The organism is Photobacterium sp. NCIMB 13483 (genome assembly GCF_003025475.1).
GTDB lineage: Bacteria > Pseudomonadota > Gammaproteobacteria > Enterobacterales > Vibrionaceae > Photobacterium > Photobacterium piscicola.
In genome coordinates, this window is record NZ_PYLV01000009.1 from 79,182 (window position 1) to 103,535 (window position 24,354).

General features: G+C 41.5%; 21 protein-coding genes. 1 reads left to right on the forward strand and 20 read right to left on the reverse strand.

Annotated features, from left to right (window positions below; all coding sequences use genetic code 11):
* Positions 1–67 precede the first annotated feature (67 nt).
* From C9I86_RS09415 to guaB, 3 genes are all read right to left on the reverse strand, one after another.
* A complete protein-coding gene (locus C9I86_RS09415; protein ID WP_107276213.1) occupies positions 68–1,627 on the reverse strand; it encodes an AbgT family transporter in 1,560 nt (519 codons plus the stop codon).
* 421 nt (positions 1,628–2,048) lie between these two features.
* Positions 2,049–3,632, reverse strand: a complete 1,584-nt coding sequence (guaA, locus tag C9I86_RS09420) for a glutamine-hydrolyzing GMP synthase (protein ID WP_107276214.1) — start codon at positions 3,630–3,632, stop codon at positions 2,049–2,051.
* Between the two features lie 113 nt (positions 3,633–3,745).
* Entirely contained in the window at positions 3,746–5,209 is a 1,464-nt protein-coding gene (gene guaB, locus C9I86_RS09425; RefSeq protein ID WP_080158899.1) for an IMP dehydrogenase, read from the reverse strand.
* A 272-nt stretch (positions 5,210–5,481) separates the two neighbouring features.
* Here guaB and xseA point away from each other — a divergent pair, with 272 nt between their 5' ends.
* Positions 5,482–6,834: an exodeoxyribonuclease VII large subunit gene (gene xseA, locus C9I86_RS09430; protein ID WP_107276215.1), complete on the forward strand. Its 1,353-nt coding sequence runs from the start codon at positions 5,482–5,484 to the stop codon at positions 6,832–6,834.
* A 68-nt stretch (positions 6,835–6,902) separates the two neighbouring features.
* On the opposite strand, the gene C9I86_RS09435 is transcribed toward xseA, so the two are convergent.
* The 17 genes from C9I86_RS09435 to hscB form a co-directional block, all read right to left on the reverse strand.
* Positions 6,903–7,133: a zinc ribbon domain-containing protein gene (locus C9I86_RS09435; protein ID WP_080158901.1), complete on the reverse strand. Its 231-nt coding sequence runs from the start codon at positions 7,131–7,133 to the stop codon at positions 6,903–6,905.
* Positions 7,134–7,665: 532 nt separating this feature from the next.
* Positions 7,666–8,574 carry an alanyl-tRNA editing protein gene (locus C9I86_RS09440; RefSeq protein WP_162841610.1) on the reverse strand — a complete coding sequence of 303 codons (909 nt, stop codon included), beginning with the start codon at positions 8,572–8,574 and terminating at the stop codon, positions 7,666–7,668.
* A 76-nt stretch (positions 8,575–8,650) separates the two neighbouring features.
* Positions 8,651–10,156, reverse strand: a complete 1,506-nt coding sequence (der, locus tag C9I86_RS09445; protein ID WP_080158902.1) for a ribosome biogenesis GTPase Der — start codon at positions 10,154–10,156, stop codon at positions 8,651–8,653.
* A 176-nt stretch (positions 10,157–10,332) separates the two neighbouring features.
* Complete coding sequence (gene bamB, locus C9I86_RS09450) at positions 10,333–11,496, reverse strand: outer membrane protein assembly factor BamB (RefSeq protein ID WP_080158903.1); 1,164 nt, start codon at positions 11,494–11,496, stop codon at positions 10,333–10,335.
* Positions 11,497–11,506: 10 nt separating this feature from the next.
* Entirely contained in the window at positions 11,507–12,118 is a 612-nt protein-coding gene (locus tag C9I86_RS09455) for a YfgM family protein (protein WP_080158904.1), read from the reverse strand.
* Positions 12,119–12,131: 13 nt separating this feature from the next.
* Positions 12,132–13,400, reverse strand: a complete 1,269-nt coding sequence (gene hisS / locus C9I86_RS09460) for a histidine--tRNA ligase (RefSeq protein ID WP_080158905.1) — start codon at positions 13,398–13,400, stop codon at positions 12,132–12,134.
* A 104-nt stretch (positions 13,401–13,504) separates the two neighbouring features.
* Positions 13,505–14,617, reverse strand: coding sequence for a flavodoxin-dependent (E)-4-hydroxy-3-methylbut-2-enyl-diphosphate synthase (gene ispG, locus C9I86_RS09465; RefSeq protein WP_080158906.1), 1,113 nt, complete (start codon positions 14,615–14,617; stop codon positions 13,505–13,507).
* A 16-nt stretch (positions 14,618–14,633) separates the two neighbouring features.
* Positions 14,634–15,608, reverse strand: a complete 975-nt coding sequence (rodZ, locus tag C9I86_RS09470; protein WP_080158907.1) for a cytoskeleton protein RodZ — start codon at positions 15,606–15,608, stop codon at positions 14,634–14,636.
* Positions 15,598–16,356, reverse strand: coding sequence for a type IV pilus biogenesis/stability protein PilW (gene pilW, locus C9I86_RS09475; protein WP_080158908.1), 759 nt, complete (start codon positions 16,354–16,356; stop codon positions 15,598–15,600). The genes rodZ and pilW overlap by 11 nt, the downstream gene beginning before the upstream one ends.
* Before the next feature lie 58 nt (positions 16,357–16,414).
* On the reverse strand, positions 16,415–17,536 hold the full coding sequence (locus C9I86_RS09480; RefSeq protein ID WP_080158909.1) for a bifunctional tRNA (adenosine(37)-C2)-methyltransferase TrmG/ribosomal RNA large subunit methyltransferase RlmN: 1,122 nt from the start codon (positions 17,534–17,536) through the stop codon (positions 16,415–16,417).
* Between the two features lie 245 nt (positions 17,537–17,781).
* On the reverse strand, positions 17,782–18,213 hold the full coding sequence (ndk, locus tag C9I86_RS09485) for a nucleoside-diphosphate kinase (RefSeq protein ID WP_107276216.1): 432 nt from the start codon (positions 18,211–18,213) through the stop codon (positions 17,782–17,784).
* Between the two features lie 78 nt (positions 18,214–18,291).
* Entirely contained in the window at positions 18,292–19,569 is a 1,278-nt protein-coding gene (pepB, locus tag C9I86_RS09490) for an aminopeptidase PepB (RefSeq protein WP_107276217.1), read from the reverse strand.
* A gap of 130 nt (positions 19,570–19,699) precedes the next feature.
* A complete protein-coding gene (gene pepB, locus C9I86_RS09495; RefSeq protein ID WP_080158912.1) occupies positions 19,700–20,983 on the reverse strand; it encodes an aminopeptidase PepB in 1,284 nt (427 codons plus the stop codon).
* A 145-nt stretch (positions 20,984–21,128) separates the two neighbouring features.
* Entirely contained in the window at positions 21,129–21,326 is a 198-nt protein-coding gene (iscX, locus tag C9I86_RS09500) for a Fe-S cluster assembly protein IscX (RefSeq protein ID WP_080158913.1), read from the reverse strand.
* A gap of 210 nt (positions 21,327–21,536) precedes the next feature.
* The gene (gene fdx / locus C9I86_RS09505; protein WP_080158914.1) at positions 21,537–21,875 is read right to left on the reverse strand and encodes an ISC system 2Fe-2S type ferredoxin; all 339 of its coding nucleotides are present in this window, start codon (positions 21,873–21,875) and stop codon (positions 21,537–21,539) included.
* Between the two features lie 2 nt (positions 21,876–21,877).
* Entirely contained in the window at positions 21,878–23,731 is a 1,854-nt protein-coding gene (hscA, locus tag C9I86_RS09510) for a Fe-S protein assembly chaperone HscA (protein ID WP_080158915.1), read from the reverse strand.
* A gap of 32 nt (positions 23,732–23,763) precedes the next feature.
* Entirely contained in the window at positions 23,764–24,279 is a 516-nt protein-coding gene (gene hscB / locus C9I86_RS09515; RefSeq protein ID WP_080158961.1) for a co-chaperone HscB, read from the reverse strand.
* Positions 24,280–24,354: the final 75 nt, after the last annotated feature.

The following is a 24,354-nucleotide window of genomic DNA, read 5'->3' on the forward strand; positions in this document are numbered from 1 at the left end:
GTTTGACGATAACGCTGTATTAATACTAACTATATTAAAGCTAATTACCGTTATTACAGTCTATTAATTACATGCTGTAAGTGTAAGGCGCTTGAACACCTAGAGGAATACCTAGCGTCCAGAATACTAACAAGAAGATAGTCCAACCAATTAGCATTGCAATTGAGTACGGCATCATCATTGACGCTAATGTACCAATACCTGAGCTCTTAACATAACGCTGCATGTAAACAACCACTAATGGGAAGAACACCATCATTGGCGAAATAATATTAGATACAGAGTCGCCAACACGGTAAGCCGCTTGAGTAAGCTCAGGTGAAATACCTACCGCCATTAGCATTGGTACCATGATAGGACCAATCAATGCCCACTTAGCAGAAGCAGAACCCACTAACAAGTTAACACTTGCTGTTAGTAGAATCATACCAATGATAGTTACTTGTCCAGGAAGGTTCATTTGTTGCAATAACTGTGCACCAGAAAGTGCTAATAATGTACCTAGGTTTGACTGGGTAAACGCAACTAAGAACTGAGCAATAAAGAACACCATTACCATAAAGCCAGCCATGCCCGCCATTGTGGTCGACATTGCTTTAATCACATCACCGCTTTGCTTAAATGTGCCCGCAACTTTACCGTAAATAATACCCGGAATAACAAACAGAATAAAAATCAACGGTACGATAGATTGCATTACTGGCGCATTAAAGGCTGCCACTTCACCGGATGGTGAACGCAATGGTGATGTTTCAGGCCATACAGCAGCAACTAATAGCACAATACCAACGACCATTGTCCAGCCAGCGTATGAGAATGCTTTGCTTTCTAATGGTGTAAAAGAGCCCATATCTGGTGCTTCTTCTGCATCAGTATCAATTGCTATTTTTTGTAAACGAGGCTCAATCACTTTATCAGTGATATACCAGCCAATACCCACAATAACAAATGATGATAAACCAGTGAACATTAGGTTTGCTAACGGGTTAACAATGTAAGTTGGGTCCATGATGCGCGCTGCTTCTTGGGTGAAGCCCGCTAATAATGGGTCGATACCAGAAGGAATAAAGTTAGCAGAGAAACCACCAGAAACACCCGCAAATGCAGCCGCAATACCGGCTAGAGGGTGACGACCCGCAGCGTGGAAGATAATACCACCAAGAGGAATAACCAACACATAACCGGCATCAGCCGCAGTGTGCGATACAATAGCCACTAAAATCAGCATTGGCGTAAGTAGCTTAGCAGGGGTGACATTTAACATCTTTTTCAGGCCTGTATTGATAAAGCCAGACGCTTCAGCAACACCAACACCTAACATAGCAACAAGTACAATACCCAATGGTGCAAAACCGGTGAAGTTTTTCACCATGTTAGCCAAGAAGCTTGCCATGGCATCGCCCGTTAGCAAGTTATTCACTTGTACCACATCTTTAGTAACTGGGTGCACAAGACCGAAATCAAACTGTGATAAAACAGCCGAAAGAATCCAAACGGTGACTAAACCCCAAAAGAACAGTAAAGCGGGATCAGGAATTTTATTACCTGCGCGCTCAATACCATTTAAAAACTTGTCCATCGCACTCGTCGATGGAGGTGGTGCTTGCTTCAGTGTTTTTTCGTTCATGGTTATGCCATGTCCTTATGCTGGTTATGTTTGCTGTTTGGATCTACTTACATGTAGTCGATCTCATTGTGTTTTTCGCCCAAATAAATTCTGAATATTCGCTGAACGATTGTAATGAAATTACCACAACAAACAGTGTTATAGACCTATTTATAACACTCATATACCACAACATATTGTAACCAATCATTAATACGAAACTTACTAAAAACAATAAAAAAACATATTCGCAACATTTATGGGAATTTATGATTTATCTTCCCCCTTACCTACCCCCTTATTAGGGCTACTCTCCTTTTGCTGATACACAAAAATAAACAACCACTGTTAGCTTTTGCCCTTCAATCGCCTTAAATTACAGCAATAAAAAAAGCACCCGTAGGTGCTTTTTATTATTCAATTCGTGCTAATAAGCCCGTAATTATTCCCACTCAATCGTGGCTGGTGGCTTACCAGAAATATCGTAAACAACACGTGAAATGCCATTAACTTCATTGATGATACGGTTTGATACTTTACCTAAGAAATCGTAAGGTAAGTGGGCCCAATGCGCGGTCATAAAGTCGATAGTTTCTACCGCACGTAGCGATACAACCCAATCATACTTACGGCCATCGCCCATCACGCCTACAGAGCGTACAGGTAAGAACACAGTAAATGCTTGTGATACTTTATTGTAAAGATCAGCGTTATGTAGCTCTTCAATAAAGATTGCATCAGCACGACGTAGTAAGTCACAGTACTCTTTCTTCACTTCGCCCAATACACGTACACCTAAACCCGGTCCAGGGAATGGGTGGCGATATAGCATGTTATAAGGTAAGCCAAGTTCTAGACCGATCTTACGTACTTCATCTTTAAATAATTCACGTAATGGTTCAACTAAGCCCATTTCCATATCATCAGGCAAACCGCCAACGTTATGGTGTGATTTAATCACATGTGCTTTACCCGTTTTAGACGCTGCTGATTCGATAACATCAGGGTAAATAGTACCTTGTGCTAACCACTTAGCATTTTTCAGTTTCTTTGATTCTTCATCAAAGATATCAACAAACACATGGCCGATGATCTTACGTTTTGCTTCTGGCTCATCAACACCTGCTAATGCCGTTAAGAAACGATCTTCTGCTTTAACATGAATAATGTTTAGGCCAAATTTATCACCAAACATGTCCATGACTTGCTGACCTTCGTTAAGACGAAGTAAACCATTATCAACAAATACACATGTTAGCTTATCGCCAATTGCACGGTGAATAAGCATCGCAACCACTGATGAATCAACACCACCAGAAAGACCAAGGATAACTTCATCGTCACCCACTTGTTCTTTGATTCGTGCAATCGCATCTTCAATAATATTGGCTGAAGTCCATAGCTTTTCACAGCCACACACATTCATTACAAAGTTTTCAATTAACTTCATGCCTTGACGGGTATGCGTTACTTCAGGGTGAAATTGCACTCCGTAGAAACGCTTGTCTTCATTTGCCATTGCAGCAAATGGACAGGTATCTGTTTCAGCGACTTTAATGAAATCCGCTGGAATTTCAACAACTTTGTCACCGTGGCTCATCCATACATCAAGTAATGGTGTACCATCAGCAGCAACAGCATCTTGAATATCTTTTAAGAAAGCAGTCTGCTCAACAATTTTAACTTGCGCATAACCAAATTCACGCTCATCAGAACCGGCAACTTTACCACCCAGTTGTTCTGCCATGGTCTGCATGCCGTAACATACACCAAACACCGGAACACCCGCTTCAAATACATACTGTGGTGCGCGAGGAGAATCCGCTTCAGTTACGCTTTCAGGACCACCAGAAAGAATAATACCGTTTGGATTGAAATCACGGATATCAGCTTCATCAACATCCCAGCTCCAAAGTTCACAGTAAACGCCGATTTCACGGATACGACGGGCAATTAACTGAGTGTATTGCGAACCAAAATCCAAAATAAGAATACGTTGGTCATGAATATTTGCGGTAGTGGTCATTATAGAGCTATCTCAAAAATTGAATGTATTGGGGGCTATATTTAGCCCCGATTTTATCTAACTTCACAACTTAGGCAATCGTTTTCGTTCAATGAAGACTGACTGCTTAATAATTAAGCCATACGGTAGTTAGGAGCTTCTTTTGTAATCGTCACATCATGTACGTGTGACTCTTTCATGCCGGCACCTGAAATACGTACAAATTCAGCTTTAGTGCGTAAATCTTCAATTGTTGCAGAGCCAGTTAAGCCCATGCTTGAACGTAAACCACCCATTTGTTGATGCACAATTTCCTTCATCAAACCTTTGTAAGCCACACGACCTTCAATACCTTCTGGTACAAGTTTGTCAGCTGCGTTATCTGATTGGAAGTAACGGTCAGAAGAGCCCTTTGACATTGCGCCTAGTGAACCCATACCACGGTATGATTTGTATGAACGGCCTTGGTACAGTTCAACTTCACCTGGTGCTTCTTCAGTACCCGCGAACATTGAGCCAACCATTACACATGACGCACCCGCAGCGATGGCTTTACATAAATCACCAGAGTAACGAATACCGCCATCCGCAATAACTGGAATACCGTATTGATCAGCCACTGATGCAGCTTCTGAAATCGCAGTAATTTGTGGAACACCCACACCAGTCACGATACGAGTAGTACAGATTGAACCAGGGCCGATGCCCACTTTAACCGCACTTACACCTGCATCAATCAGTGCGCGAGCACCTTCAGCAGTTGCAACGTTACCACCCACAATAGGCAAGTTCGGGAAAGCTGCACGTGTTTCACGAATACGTTGTAAAACGCCTTCTGAGTGACCGTGAGATGAATCGATAAGTAATACGTCAACGCCAGCTTCAACTAATGCAGCAACACGTTCTTCATTACCCGCACCAGCACCAACAGCAGCACCAACACGTAAACTACCGCGCGCATCTTTACATGCATTAGGTTTACGTTCTGCTTTTTGGAAGTCTTTCGCTGTAATCATGCCTTTTAGGCGGAAGTTATCATCAACAAGCAGTACTTTTTCAACACGGTACTTTTGCATGATAGCTTCAACTTCTTCACGAGATGCACCTTCTTTAGCAGAGGCTAGCTTCTCTTTTGAAGTCATTACTTCTTCAACTTTAATTGAAAGGTCGGTAACAAAACGAACGTCACGACCAGTAATAATACCGATCAATTCGTTGTTATCTGTAACCACAGGGTAACCTGCGAAACCATTTTCTTCCGTTAAACGCTTAACATCTGCAATAGTGTTATTTGGTTTAACGGTAACAGGCTCTGCAACAACGCCAGCTTCGAACTTTTTTACCATGCGAACTTCAGCCGCTTGTTGTTCGATTGACATATTCTTGTGGATAAAACCAATACCACCCTCTTGAGCGAGAGCAATAGCTAGGCGACCTTCAGTCACTGTGTCCATAGATGCTGATAGCATAGGAATGTTAAGAGCAATCTCTTTCGTGAGACGGGTGCGCAGATCGGCAGTGTTAGGTAGGACTGTAGAATGAGCAGGAACTAATAATACATCATCAAACGTCAACGCTTCTTTTTTAATTCGTAACATGCAATATCTCACACCAATTTAAAGGTTTACAAAGAAGATTAAAATATTGCGAACGGATTATACGTATGAAGCAATCGTTTGGCTAGTTTTATTTTTTATTTTTTAATTGACAAAAAACATTTGCTGTGTAGTATATTTCGGTTAACTATCCGGTGATGCGGTCGACGAAATACGGCCAAGATCTGTCCATTGATCTGCCTAGGCGTTTTTCGTTCTATTTGATAGTTTTCTGACCGCCTGCCGCCATTCATTCGTTAGCAGGTGCTTCCTTCGTGACTCTATTCGCTTCTCAAAGCCAATCCAACGATCGTATCTACACCGTTTCTAGTCTCAATGCGCAAGTCCGTCTAATCCTTGAAAATGAAATGGGGATAGTATGGCTCGTCGGTGAATTGTCGAATTTTTCAATGCCGGTTTCTGGCCATTGGTATTTCACCCTTAAAGATTCTCGTGCCCAAGTTAAATGTGCGATGTTCAAAGGTAATAATCGCCATGTCACCTTTAAGCCTGGCAATGGTAATCAAGTATTAGTTAAAGCGCGCCTATCCATTTATGAGCCTCGTGGTGACTATCAGTTGATTATTGAAAGTATGCAGCCTGAAGGTGATGGCCGTTTACAACAGCAATTTGAACAACTCAAAATGAGCCTTGCTGCTGAAGGTTTATTTGCTCAATCATTAAAAAAACCATTGCCACAACAACCACAACGTGTCGGTGTTATTACCTCTAAAACAGGTGCGGCTCTTCACGATATTCTGCACGTATTAAAACGTCGAGATCCAAGCTTAGCTGTGGTTATTTATCCAACTATGGTGCAAGGTGATAGCGCAGCCATATCAATAGCTCAAGCGATTGGGCGAGCAAATTCACGCCAAGAATGTGATATTTTAATTGTTGGCCGTGGGGGTGGTTCATTAGAAGATTTATGGGCATTTAATGAAGAAATTGTTGCACGAACAATTGCAGCAAGTCAGATTCCGATCGTCAGTGCCGTTGGTCATGAAGTCGATGTCACTATTGCTGATTTTGTCGCAGATATGCGTGCACCTACCCCCTCAGCTGCGGCAGAATTAATCAGTCGTGATAGCTCTGCACAAACCGATAAAATTGCTCAGAAACAACAACAACTACGCCATGCGATTCAGTTTTATGTTGCAGATAAAAAGCAGCATGTAAATCAATTAAAACATCGTTTAGATCGCCAACATCCACAACTACGTTTAAACCAACAACAACAGCATTTGGATGAGATCAGTCGTAGACTTCAGCAGATAATGCTGAAAAAAATACAAATACAGCAACAACGTATTACTCAGAACCAATATAAATTATCACTTTATTCACCGCAGCAACAACTGCAGCATCACACCACAACACTCGTTAACACTAAGCGACGTTTACTGGATGCGATGGATAGACAATTATTAAATGCTAATCATAAATTAGTCTTAGCAGCAGAAAAATTAGATACGGTCAGTCCACTGGCAACGCTTAGTCGTGGTTATTCAATTACACGTGATGATAAAGGGGAGCTTATTCGTCGCTGTGATCAGGTTAAAGCAGGGGATCAACTGATTACGACGGTTACAGACGGTAAAATCCATACCACCGTTAATAGTCATTAATTCTCGCCCCCATCACTCTTCAATGCCGCAATAGCACTCTTTTATTGCGGCATGATAGCGTTAAAAGATTAATCTTCCGCTTTATTAAATACGACCTTTACTCGTGATTTTGATTTTAACTCATTACAATAATTACAAAAATAACTCGCAGAGCCACACGCTTGTAATTTTTCTAATTGTTCAGAACAATCAGGACAAAATGCAGTTTTAGTCACTTTTTGTTGGCAATAATCACAAAAATATCCCTGATCTTTCCAACTTAATTCACTCTCACATTGTGGACAAGTATTTTTAATCACTCTCTTTTACTCCTAAATGAATTTATTCTAGCATGCAAAATTATTGACTAAGATGCTACTAAATTTAAACACCATTCTTTAAATCTTAGGCACACCCCTAACTATATTTCATCCTTTGATTCGATTTATCAATGGTGAATATACCGTCATGATCCCCGAGATGATCATCACCCTTATGGGTGATCATTGTGTTTATTAAATCTGATCAGCGATCAGCTACTAAAAGAATATTTATCAATACACATCCCGAAAGCATAAGTTACATATTCTGCATATGGATTTCAAACAGAATAAAACTCTAAGGCTTCTGCTTTAAACCCCATAGATCTAATATTTAATAAATTAAGATCATACTTAAAAAAGAATAAATATTGACCATATTTGCCATGCTATACATTTCGATAATGCCGATTTATTCTTATTCAATAATAGTCACCAGTATAAAAAATCCCACTAACATTATAAAAAATAGACAATTACAGATATAAAAAAATCGTCCGCAGACGATTTATAAATAATAATGCCATCTTATTTACGCGACGGTGGCGGTCGTTATCATGACAATTTCTTGCTCAGAGATAATCTCAAACTTTACCGTTAGCGCGTGATATTCTGCTAAAGAAGTTGCATGTGTTCCACCGCAGGGAATTTCAATTATCCCCTCATCGCCAAGATCACATTGCCAATAACGCGAATCGGTTAAAGCATCACCTTCGCGACGCATTACTATCGGCGTCGCTAATTGCAGCCATTGTGCAAGCTGCTGATTCATGCGCAATGTTATTTCAGCTAAGTTCGCCACCATCTCTGCGCTATTTAGGCCTCTTTTACGCAAGGTCTTACCTAAGCGATAATGATCGGTGCTGCAATTTTCACTGACAATACTCTTTTCTTGTGCATAACTATGAAAATCATAATACCCAAGTTCATCACGTCGACTCGGATCTTTCCGCCAAAAATCAGTATGTAATACCTTATTTAATGCTAATGATGATAAATGACCACCACTGTGACCACGACTCAAACTCTGTTGATATGCTTTATCAACCACCAGTGTTACTTCTTCACCAACACACAGAGTTACTGCTGATGCTATATGGTGCACCACAACAAATACCCAGCCATCAGTATCACGCTTAACAGGAATATCAGCGGCAATGTACAGTTGCTGAGTCGCTATTTCTATCGCGCCCACTACACAGTCGATCACCGTGTATTGCTCGGTTTGAAACACTAAGTCACCACGATCCGCGGGATGATCTGGCCAAATATGACTCACAGGATGAAAGGGTGTTTGTTCAGTAACAATCCATGTGCCGCTATTTTCAGTAACAATAGAACAAACAACTGTCGTAGTTATTTGCCATCTATTTTGTGTAAAAAAAACGGTGGTTGGATTGATCATTATTGGTGTCGCAATCATTGGTGTAACAGCTGCCATGATATTTTCCTTATAAAAAAGCCCAACACTATGGTTGGGCTTTCACATTTATAGACAACATACTTAATCGCTAATATTACTTTCTGCGATCGTGTAAAGCACTCGTTAAGCGCTTACGTTGACGTTCTTGAGAAACAGTCAACTTCTGCTTTGTTGTTTCAAATGGGTTTTCACTATTCTGGAATTGAATTCGAATAGGTGTACCCATCATTTCTAATGACTTACGGTAGTAGTTCATCAAGTAACGTTTGTAAGAACCAGGAAGGTCATTTACTTGGTTACCGTGAATAACAATAATCGGTGGGTTGTAACCACCAGCATGGGCATATTTTAGTTTCACACGACGGCCACGAATCATTGGTGGCTGGTGATCATCTTGCGCCATTTGCATAATACGGGTTAGCAGTGATGTACTAATACGCTTAGTTGCTGACTTATATGCTTCAATAACTGATTCATATAAGTGACCAACACCAGTACCGTGTAGTGCAGAAATAAAGTGAATGCGTGCAAAGTCAACAAAACCAAGACGACGATCAAGTTCAGATTTAACACGCTCTTTAACGTCGTTATCTAAACCATCCCACTTATTAACTGCAATCACTAATGAACGACCTGAGTTCAGAACAAAACCAAGTAGGCTTAAATCCTGATCTGAAATATTTTCACGCGCATCAATGACTAACAATACAACGTTAGCATCTTCGATAGCTTTCAATGTTTGAATAACAGAAAACTTCTCAACAGCCATGCTCATATTCTTACGACGACGAACACCTGCGGTATCAATCAATACGTATTCTTGACCATCACGTTCCATTGGAATGTAAATAGAGTCACGTGTTGTTCCCGGCATATCGTAAACAACAACACGTTCTTCACCAAGAATACGGTTAGTTAACGTTGATTTACCCACATTAGGACGACCAATGATAGCCATCTTAATTGGTTGTTCTTGTAGACGTTTGTACGCAGCTTCAGCATCTTCTTCAGAAAGGTTTGCTTTCTCGATGTCTTCAACTGAAGTTAAGTCTTCAAGCGTTAGTTCGCCATCTTCACCATTTTCAGCCGCTAACTCTGCATTTAACTTATCAGAGAATGGTGCTAACGCACGCTCCATCAACGCCGTTACACCGCGGTTTTGAGTTGCTGCAATTTGGAACATCGCATCAACGCCTAAGCGCCAAAACTCAGCACAAGCAGTATCAGGATCAATACCGTCAACTTTGTTAACCACTAAAAATGTTGGCTTTTCACGGCTGCGAAGGTGTTTTGCAATTGCTTCATCAGCAGAAGTTAATCCCGCACGACCATCAACAAGGAACAGGACAACGTCTGCTTCTTCGATTGCCGCTAATGACTGTTCAGCCATTTTGGTTTCAACACCTTCCTCTGTGCCATCAATACCGCCGGTATCAATAACAATAAATTCGTGCTCTTCTAGCTCAGCTCTACCGTATTTACGATCCCTAGTTAAACCAGGAAAGTCTGCAACTAGTGCATCCCTCGTGCGGGTAAGACGATTGAACAACGTCGATTTACCCACGTTTGGGCGCCCGACAAGGGCAACAACAGGAATCATAACTACCTCTTACTTTTCATAGTCTTAATTGACATTTTACCGTTCATTCTTGCCTCAAATAAGCATATTTACTTATCTTCATCCGACAATAATATACACAACGGATATAACAACAACGGCTCCAACTGCATAAGACAGCTGGAGCCGACAAATTAATCTAGCGACAGTATACCGACTTATTTCGATATTTGCATTTTGTTGATTTCACCATCACGGGTAACAACAATGAAGCCATTGTCATCAAGTGCAACGGGTGGAACCGCAATACCACTACCATCAACAGATTCTTGTGAAACAAATTCACCTGATTGAGTATCTAACCAATGTAGATATCCTTCAGCATCACCCGTCACTAAATAGCCATCAATAACAGCAGGTGCACTTAGTTGGCGGTATTGAAGATCTTTGTTTTGCCATAGCTCAGTACCACTACGGGCATCAACTGCGACGATATGATCTTTAGCTGTTACTAAGAACAACTCGTTTCCATCAACCACAAAATTTGTTGCTGATGAATAATTACGTTTCCACGCAATTTGACCACTACGAAGATCGATCGATACTAATGATCCATTATAGCCGATAGCATATAAACGATCGCCTGAAATTACAGGAGCGGCATCCACATCAACTAAACGATCAATTTCAGTTGAACCTTTAGGGGTTGAAATGGTTTGCTGCCATAGCACACGGCCATCATTTAAGATCGCACCTTCTAAACGGCCATTTGATAGCCCCCAGAAAACACCACCAGAGATCGCAACTGGAGAACTTGTACCACGTAATGTTAACGTTGGAATCTCATTGTTGATTTGCCATTTGCTCTTACCTGTATCAGCATTAAGCGCTTCAAGCACACCACTACTGGTGTTAACAACAACAATACCGCTATCAACTAAAGGTTGTGATAACACTTCACCAGCGACTTTAGCACGCCAAACTTCTTTACCTGTTGCAGCATCTAATGCTATTACGTCAGCATTTTCAGTACCGATAAAGATTTTTCCTTCAGCTAAAACTAAGCCTCCAGAAATTTTAACGCTAGTCTCTTTCTCTAAATCATTTTTCCATAGCACTTTGCCGTTGCTAGAATCTAGGGCTTCAACTAAACCATCACGATCAGCAACAAAGACTTTACCTTGACCAACAGCGGGCGTTAGCTTTGAATAGTAACCAGAAACACCGTCACCAACACTACGACTCCAATCTGTTTTAGGCGTAAAAGTATTGTCTACTTTAGGCAATGGTGCCATGTGAATAGAATCAACTTCGCTCGCACAACCAGATAATACGCTCACAGCAATTGCTACGGCTAAAGCGCGTTTTAACACCTTATGCATTATGTTCGCCTTATTGAGCTAAGTCATTAAGCTTCATTTGCAATGCTGGTGATGAACCATCTTGCTGAGCTTCTATATATGCATCACGAGCTGCTTGAATATCGCCTTTTTGCAGTAAGATATCACCGCGTAATTCTGCAATATTTTCATTCCAGCTTGGAATCGTTACTTTTTTCAGTTCAGCTAACGCTTCAGTGAATTTCTGCTGTTCTGCGTAAATACGTGCAAGACGTGTTACTGCTAACGGTAAAATAGCGTTATCTTTAGTGTTACTGATCACCCAATTAAGTTGTTCAATCGCACCGTCAAGATGATTATTTTCAACTTGAACTTTCGCTAATTGTAATGCAGCAAGAACAGCATATTGACTGTCTTTGTTAGCTTCGATGAACGTTTGCGCTTCAGTAACAGCAGTTTTACTATTATTGTCGAGAGCTGTAACTACTTGAGTATAGGAGTCTGATGCTAAATGTTTCGCAGCATGGACTTCAGACTGGTAGTAACGCCAACCTAATAGACCTCCTAAACCAATCACGGCGCCTAGAACAACGGCTTTGCCGTTCTCTTGCCACCACGATTTTATCGCTTCAACCTGTTGTTCTTCTGTGGCGTAGTCGTTCACTTCCTGTCCTCTCTTAAATCAGTGCTGCCAGCTTCGCGGCAACCTCATCCTGTGCCATGGTTGTTTGTTCACCGCCATGAAGATCTTTAACCACAACGGTGTTTTCTGCCATTTCATTTTCACCAAGAACCAATGCAATTGCTGCACCTACGTTATCAGCGCGTTTAAATTGCTTTTTAAAATTACCACCACCAAAGTTAGACATAATGCGTAACTGAGGTAATTGATCACGTAATTTTTCTGCAAGCATCATACCTGCTGCTAAAGTACCTTCTCCAGCCGTTACCATGTAAACATCAACCGAACGACGAACATCGTCTTGCTCTAATGCTTCCATCAGTAATACTAGGCGTTCAAGTCCCATAGCAAAACCAACTGATGAGGTTGCTTTACCACCTAGTTGTTCAACTAGACCGTCATAACGACCACCACCACATACTGTACCTTGTGCACCTAAGCTATCAGTGATCCACTCAAATACAGTACGGTTATAATAATCTAAACCACGTACAAGGCGTTCATTTACTTGATATTTGATGCCAGCAGCGTCTAATAGTTCACATAATCCAGTAAAATGTTGCTGTGATTCTGGATCTAGGTATGCAGAAAGCATTGGTGCATCAACAAGAATTTCTTGAATCGCAGGGTTCTTAGTATCTAAAACACGCAATGGATTGGTGTACATGCGACGCTTAGCATCTTCGTCTAACACGTCCATATGCTGTTCAAGGAACGCAATCAGTGCAACACGGTAATCTGCACGCGCTTGCAGTGAACCAATAGAGTTTAACTCTAGACGAACATGGTCATTAATACCAAGTTCACGCCATAAACGTGCTGTCATCATGATAAGTTCAGCATCAACATCAGGACCATCAATACCAAATACTTCTACACCAACTTGGTGGAATTGACGGTAACGGCCTTTTTGTGGACGCTCATGACGGAACATTGGGCCCATGTACCATAAGCGCTGTTCTTGATTGTAAAGCAAACCATTTTCAACACCTGCACGTACACAGCTGGCTGTACCTTCTGGGCGTAATGTTAAACTATCGCCATTACGATCTTCAAAAGTGTACATTTCTTTTTCAACAACATCAGTGACTTCACCGATCGCACGTTTAAACAAATGTGTCGACTCAACAATTGGCATACGAATTTCATTGTAACCATATGCACTGATCACTTGTTTAACTGTGCCTTCGACTTTTTGCCAAAGTGGAGTTTGTGTTGGAAGGCAATCGTTCATGCCTCGAATTGCTTGAATTTGTTTCGCCACGATTATTCTCAGTTTTCGATGGGGATTTAAATCGAATATATAATTTATTGCAGAAATAGTGAACCACACTGTCACAATAACAGCATGGTTTTTGCTATTTTATCTTATTGCTTAATATCAATACGATTGTTTAGGTTTAACATTGAGGCTTTTGCGCGGATTTTCGCCTCAAGCTGATCAATAACGTTGTCGTTATCAAAGCGCTCTTTTTGACGAATACCATCTTCATAGAAAGCACTCTTACGGTTACCACCAGCAATACCTAAGTGAGAAGCTTCTGCTTCACCTGGGCCATTCACTACACAACCAATAATAGAAACATCCATCGGTGTAATAATGTCTTCTAGACGTTGCTCTAATGCATTAACCGTCGCAATGACATCAAACTCTTGACGAGAACAGGTTGGACACGCGATAAAATTAATACCGCGCGAACGAATGCGTAATGATTTTAGAATATCAAAACCCACTTTGATCTCTTCAACAGGATCTGCCGCCAATGAGATACGTAACGTATCACCAATACCTTCAGCAAGTAACATGCCTAGACCAACCGCAGATTTCACTGATCCAGCGCGCGCACCGCCCGCCTCTGTGATACCTAAATGCAATGGCTGTACAATTTGTTTTGCCAACTGGCGGTAAGACTCAACCGCTAAAAACACATCTGAAGCTTTAACACTAACTTTGAATTGATCAAAATTCAGACGGTCTAAAATTTCAACATGACGCAGCGCTGATTCAACCAATGCAGCGGGGGTTGGCTCACCGTATTTTTGTTGAATTTCTTTTTCTAACGAACCGCCATTAACCCCGATTCGAATCGGAATATTTTTATCACGCGCACATTCAACCACCGCGCGAATACGATCTTCACGACCAATATTGCCGGGATTAATACGTAAACAGTCAACGCCATATTCCGCGACTTTTAATGCAATGCGGTAATCAAAATGAATATCAGCAACTAATGGAACATTTACTTGTTGCTTAATCAACTTAAACGCTTCAGCAGCATCCATTGTCGGTACAGAAACACGTACAATATCAGCCCCTACTTTTTCCAATGCACGAATTTGAGCCACCGTTGCATCAACATCGGTGGTAAGAGTGTTAGTCATTGATTGAACGGCAATTGGAGCGCCATCGCCAATAGGTACATTGCCGACATAAATTCGGCTTGATTGGCGACGTATAATGGGTGATTCGTTATGCATGTCTTATCATTCTCTATTACTGCGGCAACGTTAACGTTATAGGTCGACCTGCCGGATAACGACTAAGATCGAAAGGTTGCCCTTTAAGTTCTATTTTAACGGCACTCGGTGCACCAAGTCGAACGCGAAATGGTGCCTTACCATTAATATCAAGTGTTTGACCTGCGGTCTTAATACCACTTTCGAGACGTTTACCATTAGCGTCACGAATATCAACCCAACAATCTGCAGCAAACGCCAATTGTAATGCAGGTGCAGCTTCAACCTCGGTTGTCACCGCTGGCGTTACTACTTCAGGTTCTGTTGTTTCAGCGACTGTTGCTGTGGTTGCAGCAACAGGCTTCGCCGCTATTGTAGCAACATCGGTAATCACTGCTGGCGTTGATACGGCATCTGGATTAACCGGTGTGGTAATAGCAGCAGAAGCCGTTGATGGCGTACCATCAGTTACCGTTGCGGTCGATGTATCAATAGCGGAAGATGTAACTACCGCAGCCGTAGTGGTTGTCTCTGTTGCAGGGGTTACCTTATCAACATGAGCAACATCAACGACTGGCGTTGTATCTCGATCTAAATGGCTATTTTGCCACCACCACACAGCGGTCACACCAACAAAAATAACCGCAAGGATCCACGTTAGCCCCATTATACGGCTATCATGCGCTTCACGGTTAGTGCGGCGTGAGAAACTTTGCATTTCTTGTGCTTTAGGTTTGGAGTGACCGTAATCATCCAATAAAGCGACAACAGCAACGTCATCTAGCCCCACATACTTTGCATACGACCTCACATACCCTCGAGTAAATGTTGATATTTTTTCACTGTCAAAACAGTTACTTTCAATATCATTAATCACCGATAAGCGTAATCGTAAGCGATTAGCGATATCGAGTTGCGAATAACCCAGTTGCTCACGAGCTTGGCGAAGCATATCACCAGGGCGAAGAGCCGCATTTTCTGGTTGTGGCGAATCGTTATTTTCAGTATTCATTGGCTAGATAATTCTGATATTGCTGAGAATTAGGAAATTGTTCTTTTAATAAGTTAGCGTATTTATTGACCAAAGTTAACCGTCCATCTTGGTTTTCTAACTGAATGAGCAACAACAAACTATTTGCTGTATATCCGTATCGCTTATTAAATTTAAACAACCGTACGCGAGCATCTTTATAATTATTAGCCTCTAATTCTAACTGCGCCAGTTGCAATATTGATTTTGGACGATATGGATCATGTGAAAGTGCTTTTTCAAAATAATCTATCGCTTGTTCGTCATCGCCTTGTTTACGGCTACATAAACCTGCGTTTTCATAACTTGCTGAAATAAGGTAATAGTAAGGTTGATTAATGGCTTTAACAAATGTATTAATCGCTTCATCATAACGCCCTTCGCTACACAAAAAGGCCCCATAATTATTAAGTACATCACCATTTCGAGGTGAGTCTCTTAATGCTTTTTTATACATTTTTTCGGCCGATTCTTTCTCACCAACCTTTTGGTAGTAATAGGCCATGGCATTTTGCACACGATAATAGTCAGGCGCATAATTTAACGCTTGTTCTAAATTTTCACGTGCACGTTGCCATTGACCTACTTTTAAATAGTTTAACCCTAATGTCATTCGCGCTTCAGCAGCATCAATGGCATTAAATTGTTCTGCGCTATCTTCTACTGTCACAGTGGCACATCCGGCCAACAGCAAACAAGAAAATAATGGATACTTCATCCATTGTATCATTTTTACTCACCTTAACATCCGTGTTAAACCGCGAAGTGGTTATAATAGCTAAGCTAATTTAAAGGGTTTTAACTGCAATAGACTCACCCATTGATTGCTTCGCTTGAGTACGTTTAGTGCGGTCGATAACATCACCAACCAACTGGCCACAAGCGGCATCAATATCGTCACCACGTGTTTTACGTACAGTTACAGTGTAATCATACTCCATTAGAGTTTTCATAAAGCGATCTATACGTGAATTACTAGGTTTTTTATACGGTGAACCAGGGTATGGATTAAATGGAATCAGGTTAATTTTAGCTGGTGTGTCTTTTAATAAACGTCCTAATTGACGTGCATGTTCCATATCATCATTAACATGATCAAGTAACACGTATTCAATTGTTACACGGCCACGGTTCGCATTGGTTGAATCAACATAACGACGAACTGCGTCTAGGAAGGCTTCAATATTCCAGCGATCATTAATCGGCATGATTTGTGAACGTAATTCATCCGTCGGCGCATGCAGTGAAATAGCCAGTGCAACGTCGATAGTACCGATCATTTGCTCTAGGCCCGATACAACACCAGACGTTGAAACAGTAACGCGACGCTTAGATAAACCAAAACCTAAATCATCAAGCATAATTTCTAATGCTGGAATTAAGTTTTTCATATTCAGCAGTGGCTCACCCATACCCATCATTACGATATTAGTAATAGGACGGCGACCGGTTTCTTTTTGAATGCCAATTTCTTTCGCTGCACGCCACACTTGACCAATAATTTCAGAAACACGTAAATTACGGTTAAAACCTTGTTGGCCTGTCGAACAGAATTTACATTCTAATGCACAGCCTACTTGAGAAGAAACACACAAAGTTGCACGATCTTCATCAGGGATATAAACCGTTTCTACGTCTTGATCGCCAACACGCATTGCCCATTTGATGGTGCCATCATTTGAGTATTGTGCATTAGAGACTTCAGGTGCACGAATTTCAGCAACACGCTGCAATTTTTCACGCAACTTTTTGTTGATATTGTTCATTTGATCAAAGTCATCACAACCGAAATGATAAATCCATTTCATTATCTGATCTGCTCGGAATGGCTTTTCATTTAGCTCTTCGGCAAAGTATTTACGCAGACCTTTGCGATCGAAATCCAGCAGATTAATTTTGACAGTTGTCATCGGTTGGTGCCTCACTAAAAATGACTATTGCTGCGCCTTTATAACTCGGAGATCTGCAAATGGCAGCCTCATCGTAGTTACCAGGGTTTAAGGCGCGAAATTGTACAGCCTTTAGGCGCGGGTTTCCACCCGTTCAATGTATGGTTATTTTTGCGGTGATAACAATCTTGATGCTTAAAATAATAAAGGGAAGCCTTAGCCTCCCTTTAGTATTTGGTTTTGCTTATTTTTTCAGCAACTAATCATTACTCACTACGTGGACATAACTCATCAGCGGCAAAAAAGTAGCTGATCTCACGTTCGGCTGATAGTGGACTATCTGAACCATGAACCGAGTTGTAACGTAAGCTAAGTGCAAAATCAGCACGAATAGTGCCACATGCTGCTTCTTGTGGGTTCGTTTTACCCATCAATTCTCGATAACGAACAATTGCATTTTCCCCTTCAAGCACTTGTACCATCACCGGGCCTGAAGTCATAAAATCAACTAATTCATCATAGAAAGATTTGCCTTCATGTTCAGCATAAAACCCTTGAGCTTGAGTTTTAGTTAACTGTAACATTTTAGCAGCAACAATTTTTAAGCCTGCATTTTCGAAACGTTGATAAATAGCGCCAATTAAATTTCGTTTAACAGCATCCGGCTTTACGATTGAAAACGTTTTTTCTATTGTCATTATTATAATTTCCTTTTGAGTCTAGTTGCCGTCCATTTACTTAGTCGCACTTCATCGCCACGAATAACTATTGTTAACTTACAATAGCAATCCTGCAATATTTGCAATACCTAAGCCCGTCGCACCGACTGCCCAACGTGGATCGGCACTATCACGATAACATGCAGCCAAATCAAAATGAATCCAACTGCAATTATCTGTATCAACAAAGCGTGATAAAAATCCAGCTGCATTTGATGCCCCCCCCATACCGCCACCTTTTTGAACGCGGCTATTGGCGGTATCTGCAAATGCAGAAGGACAGTAGCCTTGATGCCATTTTTCAAGAGGCAATGGCCATGCAGGTTCATTCACTAGCTCTGATAATTGTTGAGCACGGGTTAATAATGCTTTATCAAACCCAAAAATGGCATTGTAATCACTACCAACAGCCATCATTGCGGCACCGGTTAATGTTGCAGCATCAATAATTAACGGCGCTTTAGTTGCAGACGCCATTAATAAGCCATCAGCAAGTACCAGCCGCCCTTCAGCATCGGTATTTACAATTTCAACCGATACCCCATTGCTATACGTTAACACATCGCCAAGTTTATAAGCATCGCCTGACACCATATTTTCAGCACAACAAAGAATAAGTTTGACCCGCTGCGTTAAACCTTGTGCAATGGCATACCCTAATGCAGCAGTAACTGTTGCAGCGCCCCCCATATCGCACTTCATACTAACCATGCCTGCACTGGGTTTTAAACTGTAACCGCCTGAATCAAAGGTGATCCCTTTCCCGACTAAACACGCACTGATAGGCGCATCAGGATCAGCACTAGGATTATAATCAACGCTCAGCAATACTGGTGGATGTTGGCTACCTCGGCCGACGCTGTGAATACCAATCCAACCATCAGCTAATAATTCATCACCAATAATCATTTGGGCACTGATATGATCGCCACCTATCTCAGATAAAAACTGCACCGCTGCTTGGGCTAATTTTTGTGGATAAATGCTATCAGGACCTGTATTAATGATTTTCCGCGCCCAATCATGGCTATGCCGACGTGCATTTAACAATTCAAGCTCATCTTCATCAATCGATGCCCATTTAATAGCAACCGAATCCATGGTAGCGGCAAAACCACAATAAAAAGCCCATTGACGCTCATAATTCCAACCGTCACCACTCAAACTTACCGCTTCAACCCCTTGTGTTTGAATTTGTCGGCCCGCTTGTTGAATACGACGCAAACCAAATGCATCACCATAATGCACAGTGACACTGTCAGTTTGGTAACTGATTAAGGCATTAATACCCCAAGGAGCGCGTGCGGGCTCTTTTGATAAATTTACTGTCAACATTATTGATAACCTCTTGTTTTATTTATAGTCTATATTTTTTATTTAGCGTAATTTAAATATAAAAAAAGCCCTCTTAAACGATTTCAACTAGAAACAAAATCATTAAGAAGGCTTTATTTTTTAACTGTTATTATTGCGCTAAAATACGCGCTAAGGTTTTAACACCCATACCTGTTGCGCCTGCCGCCCATTGATCATTACCGCTCTTACGGTAAGTACCACTGGCATCAATATGCATCCAGCCTTGCTGGTAATCATTCACAAAATACGATAAAAATGCTGCTGCGGTACTGGCTCCAGGCATAAAATCCCCACTGGAAATGTTGGCCAGATCAGCAAAGTTTGACGGCAGCATTTTACGGTGAATTTCAGCTAAAGGTAATGGCCACATACCTTCACCTTCTTGTTCTGCTGCTGCTAATGCTTGACGAGATAGAGCCTGATCAAAACTTAATAGTGCATGGTAGTCATTACCTAACGCCATTTTGGCAGAGCCCGTTAATGTCGCGCAATCAATAATTAACTCAGGGTGTTGACTATTGGCATACATCAAACCATCAGCCAGTACTAATCGTCCTTCGGCATCAGTATTTAACACTTCAACGGTTTTACCATTTTTATATTTAATGATATCGCCTAATTTTAATGCACGGCCTGAAATCATGTTTTCAGCACAACATAAAACTAATTTAATTCGCTTATTAAGCCCACGTGCCATTGCTAATGCTAGACCACCTGTTGCTAATGCTGCGCCACCCATATCAGCTTTCATTGATGCCATACCTGCTGATGGCTTAATGCTATAGCCACCGGAGTCAAAGGTAATGCCTTTACCAACAACACACGCAAAAACAGGTGCATCAGCATCACCCGTTGGATTGTAATCTAAACGTAACATCGCTGGACGGTGATCAGAACCACGACCGACAGCATGAATACCATTCCAACCTTCATCTAATAAGTCGTTACCTTTAACAATTTTGTAAGTAACGTGCTCAGGGGCTAATGACTTAATAAACTCACCAGCACGCGCTGCCAGTTGTGATGGCGCAACCACATCTGCGGGTTGATTGATAATATCGCACACCCAGTTAATCGTTTTAATTCGTGCCTGTAATTCGGCTTCATCCGCTTTATTTAATGGCTCCCAAGTCACCGAATTATCAGTCTTTGGATTACGATACCCCTGCAGAAATGCCCAAATTGCGTCTAAGCCCCATGCCATGCCGATTAAGTTAACCGCTTTAATGCCTTGCGCATCAAACCGACGACCAGCACGTTGAATATCGCCCAAAAGATCATGGGTCGACACATGAATCACACTGCCTTCTGCACCAAAACTAATTAATGCATTTGTTCCCCATTGCGACCCTGCCGCTTGATGAGAAAGACTCACAGACATTATGGTAGACATTGATAAGCTCCTTGATAAATACCACACAGCCAAGCAATTAAATAAAGCTGATTACTGCGTCATTGTTATACTATTTTTATAACCAATAAGACTATGCCCATCCCCCTTGCGAGGCAACAATAAAACAGGCTTTTCGTGGTTCCAATTATTGTTCGTCAATCCAGCACATCTGTACGGCTTCTAAAATTTTCTCATTACAATGGTCAACATCATCATCAAATTCATCCAGTGCCACGATCCAATCCCTTAAATCAGTAAACCGTACTTGGGTCGGATCTATCTCTGGGTATAATTCAATCAGCTCAATAGCAATATCACGTGAATCAATCCATTGTAGACTCATAATAAACCCTTATTTATCGAATAAAAACAATCTATTAACTTTACCATACTTAATTTAACCACATTTAATCAATATCAATTCCATTAATTACGTGGTCATCTTTAAAAAACATTAGCTCAGAGACGTATTGTGATTGGTATAAATAGCCGTCCCCCTAATCAACAGTTAAAAAAATAGGCCACCATCATGGCGACCTATCTTAATCATCAATTATTGGGCTTCAGAAGCAAGATTGACGGTATAACGTGGAATATCAACCACTAAATCTTCATCCGCTACTCGAGCCTGACAACTTAAACGAGATTCAGGTTCAAGTCCCCACGCCTTATCAAGCATATCATCTTCAAGTTCATCACTCTCTTTTAGAGAATCAAACCCTTCGCGAACGACAACATGACAGGTCGTACATGCACAAGATTTTTCACACGCATGCTCAATTTCGATACCATTGCGCAATGCAACATCTAGGATAGTTTCGCCTGATTGCGCTTCTAAAATAGCGCCTTCTGGACAATGTTCTTCATTCGGTAAAATTATAATCTTAGGCATGCCTAAACCTCATCAATAGACTGACCAGCGAGCGCTTGACGAATAGATTGATCCATTCGACGTGACGCAAACTCTTGGCTGGCCTTATCAGTTTTCTTAATTCCAGCTTCAATTGTACGAGCGTCGCCACTCTGACGTAATTGAACCAGTTCCATCATTACAGTTTCTAACTCTTCACGTTCTTGAGCACTTAATAACGTGTTGCCGTCTGTTGCCAGAGCAGCAATCAGTCCTTCAAGAACGCGATCGGCTTCTACCTGTTGTTCCGCTAATGCACGTGCATCTTTATCATCTTGAGCAAATGTCATTGAATCTCGTAACATGGTAGCAATTTCATCATCCGATAAGCCGTAAGATGGCTTCACTTGAATAGAAGATTGTACTCCACTGCTTTTTTCCATTGCCGTTACAGACAATAAGCCATCAGCATCAACCTGATAAGTCACACGAATATGTGCAGCACCTGCCGCCATTGGTGGAATACCACGTAAAGTAAATCGAGCTAATGAACGACAATCACTCACCATCTCACGCTCACCTTGAACGATATGAACCGACATTGCTGTTTGGCCATCTTTAAAGGTGGTAAATTCTTGAGCGCGAGCAACGGGCAATGTGGTATTACGTGGAATAATTTTTTCGATCATGCCACCCATGGTTTCAATGCCTAATGACAATGGAATCACGTCTAATAGCAGCATATCTGCATCGGGTTTATTACCCACCAGAATATCAGCTTGAATAGCTGCACCAATAGCAACCACTTGATCAGGGTCAATCGAGGTTAATGGTGTTTTACCAAAAAAGTCACCTACGCGTTCACGTACTAATGGCACTCGAGTTGAGCCACCAACCATGACGGTTTCAATCACATCGTCAATGGTAATATCAGCATCTTTTACTGCACGACGACAGGCAAGTAAGGTTTTCTTTACCAATGGCGTAATTAAGTCATCAAATTGTTCACGAGTGATATCACCCTGCCAACCTAAAACATTAATAGTCACGCTGTCGGCATCACTTAATGCTACTTTCGCTTGTTGAGCCGCATCTTGCAGTTCACGACGTTGTTGTGGCGTAAGTGTCTCGGTTAATTGCGCTTGAAGTAAAACCCAGTCAGCAAGCAGTTGATCAAAATCATCACCGCCTAATGCTGAATCCCCCCCCGTTGCAAGCACTTCAAAAACGCCTTTTGATAAGCGCAAAATTGAAATATCAAAGGTGCCACCACCAAGATCATACACTGCAATCACGCCTTCTTGACCAGAATCGAGGCCATACGCAATCGCTGCTGCTGTTGGTTCATTAAGTAAGCGCAAAACATTGAGATTAGCTAACTTAGCGGCATCTTTGGTACCGGCACGCTGCGCATCATCAAAATAAGCAGGAACAGTGATCACCACCCCTTCAAGATCGCCACCTAAACTTTCGACTGCACGCTGACTTAATGATTTTAAAATTTCAGCGGATACCTGAACTGGGTTCATCGTTCCTTGACGAGTCACTAGCTGCGGTAAACCGTTTTCTGATGCCGTAAATTGATAAGGCAATTGTGGATAACGCTGCTCGATATCAGCCAATGAGCGTCCCATCAGACGTTTTACCGATAGGATAGTATTAACTGGATCTCGTTGTGCGTAAGCGCGCGCGGCATCACCCGTAATGACATGCTTTTCAGTATAATGCACAACAGAGGGTAAAATTGAACGCCCTTCAGCATCTTTTAATGTTTCAGCAACGCCGCTACGAACGGCTGCGACTAATGAGTTTGTCGTCCCTAAATCAATACCAACCGCTAATTTTTGTTGATGCGGTGCTGCACTTTGACCGGGTTCAGAAATCTGTAAAAATGCCATTATCGTTCCTGTCTAAATAACGCAAGTGCTGATTAGTCGAATAATGATTCTTCAAGACGTTCGACTTCATCACGCAACTTAACAATAAACTTTAACTTACGTACTGCATCTGCAGCTTCAAACCAATTCTCTTGGCTTAATAAACACGTCAATTTATCCAACTGTGCCTTATACATAGCTGTTGCCTGTTGTTCAAAATCAAACAAAGCAGCTTCAGGATCAGTTGAATCAGAAATAACTTCCAACGCTTCACGTAGCTCCATTTGCTGCATCAAGAAATCCATATCTTGCAACGTCTTTTGCTCACCACGAATATCTTCATCGCGTTCAGCAAGCATATATTCAGCACGGGAGACAGGATTCTTTAACGTTTGAAAAGCATCGTTAATCTGAGCCGCTTTTTGTACCGATAGTAATCGATCACGTTCAGATGCAGTAGCAAAGTTGTCAGGATGGAATCGACGTTGTAATTCGCGGAATTGTGTTGCCAGTAAACCACCGTCAACATCAAATTGAAACGGTAATCCAAATAATTCGAAATGATTCATAATCGCAGCCATATATAAAAAATAAACCTGACAACTCACTCACCATAATGGCGGCCAGCAGCCAGGTTTAATAAA

What these genes read in the sequence shown, in the direction of transcription:
- C9I86_RS09415 (WP_107276213.1), bottom strand. Translation starts at nt 1,627, where the DNA reads ATGAACGAAAAAACACTGAAGCAAGCACCACCTCCATCGACGAGTGCG.
- guaA (WP_107276214.1), bottom strand. Translation starts at nt 3,632, where the DNA reads ATGACCACTACCGCAAATATTCATGACCAACGTATTCTTATTTTGGAT.
- guaB (WP_080158899.1), bottom strand. Translation starts at nt 5,209, where the DNA reads ATGTTACGAATTAAAAAAGAAGCGTTGACGTTTGATGATGTATTATTA.
- C9I86_RS09440 (WP_162841610.1), bottom strand. Translation starts at nt 8,574, where the DNA reads ATGGCAGCTGTTACACCAATGATTGCGACACCAATAATGATCAATCCA.
- der (WP_080158902.1), bottom strand. Translation starts at nt 10,156, where the DNA reads ATGATTCCTGTTGTTGCCCTTGTCGGGCGCCCAAACGTGGGTAAATCG.
- bamB (WP_080158903.1), bottom strand. Translation starts at nt 11,496, where the DNA reads ATGCATAAGGTGTTAAAACGCGCTTTAGCCGTAGCAATTGCTGTGAGC.
- ispG (WP_080158906.1), bottom strand. Translation starts at nt 14,617, where the DNA reads ATGCATAACGAATCACCCATTATACGTCGCCAATCAAGCCGAATTTAT.
- rodZ (WP_080158907.1), bottom strand. Translation starts at nt 15,608, where the DNA reads ATGAATACTGAAAATAACGATTCGCCACAACCAGAAAATGCGGCTCTT.
- pilW (WP_080158908.1), bottom strand. Translation starts at nt 16,356, where the DNA reads ATGATACAATGGATGAAGTATCCATTATTTTCTTGTTTGCTGTTGGCC.
- C9I86_RS09480 (WP_080158909.1), bottom strand. Translation starts at nt 17,536, where the DNA reads ATGACAACTGTCAAAATTAATCTGCTGGATTTCGATCGCAAAGGTCTG.
- ndk (WP_107276216.1), bottom strand. Translation starts at nt 18,213, where the DNA reads ATGACAATAGAAAAAACGTTTTCAATCGTAAAGCCGGATGCTGTTAAA.
- pepB (WP_107276217.1), bottom strand. Translation starts at nt 19,569, where the DNA reads ATGTTGACAGTAAATTTATCAAAAGAGCCCGCACGCGCTCCTTGGGGT.
- pepB (WP_080158912.1), bottom strand. Translation starts at nt 20,983, where the DNA reads ATGTCTACCATAATGTCTGTGAGTCTTTCTCATCAAGCGGCAGGGTCG.
- iscX (WP_080158913.1), bottom strand. Translation starts at nt 21,326, where the DNA reads ATGAGTCTACAATGGATTGATTCACGTGATATTGCTATTGAGCTGATT.
- fdx (WP_080158914.1), bottom strand. Translation starts at nt 21,875, where the DNA reads ATGCCTAAGATTATAATTTTACCGAATGAAGAACATTGTCCAGAAGGC.
- hscA (WP_080158915.1), bottom strand. Translation starts at nt 23,731, where the DNA reads ATGGCATTTTTACAGATTTCTGAACCCGGTCAAAGTGCAGCACCGCAT.
- hscB (WP_080158961.1), bottom strand. Translation starts at nt 24,279, where the DNA reads ATGAATCATTTCGAATTATTTGGATTACCGTTTCAATTTGATGTTGAC.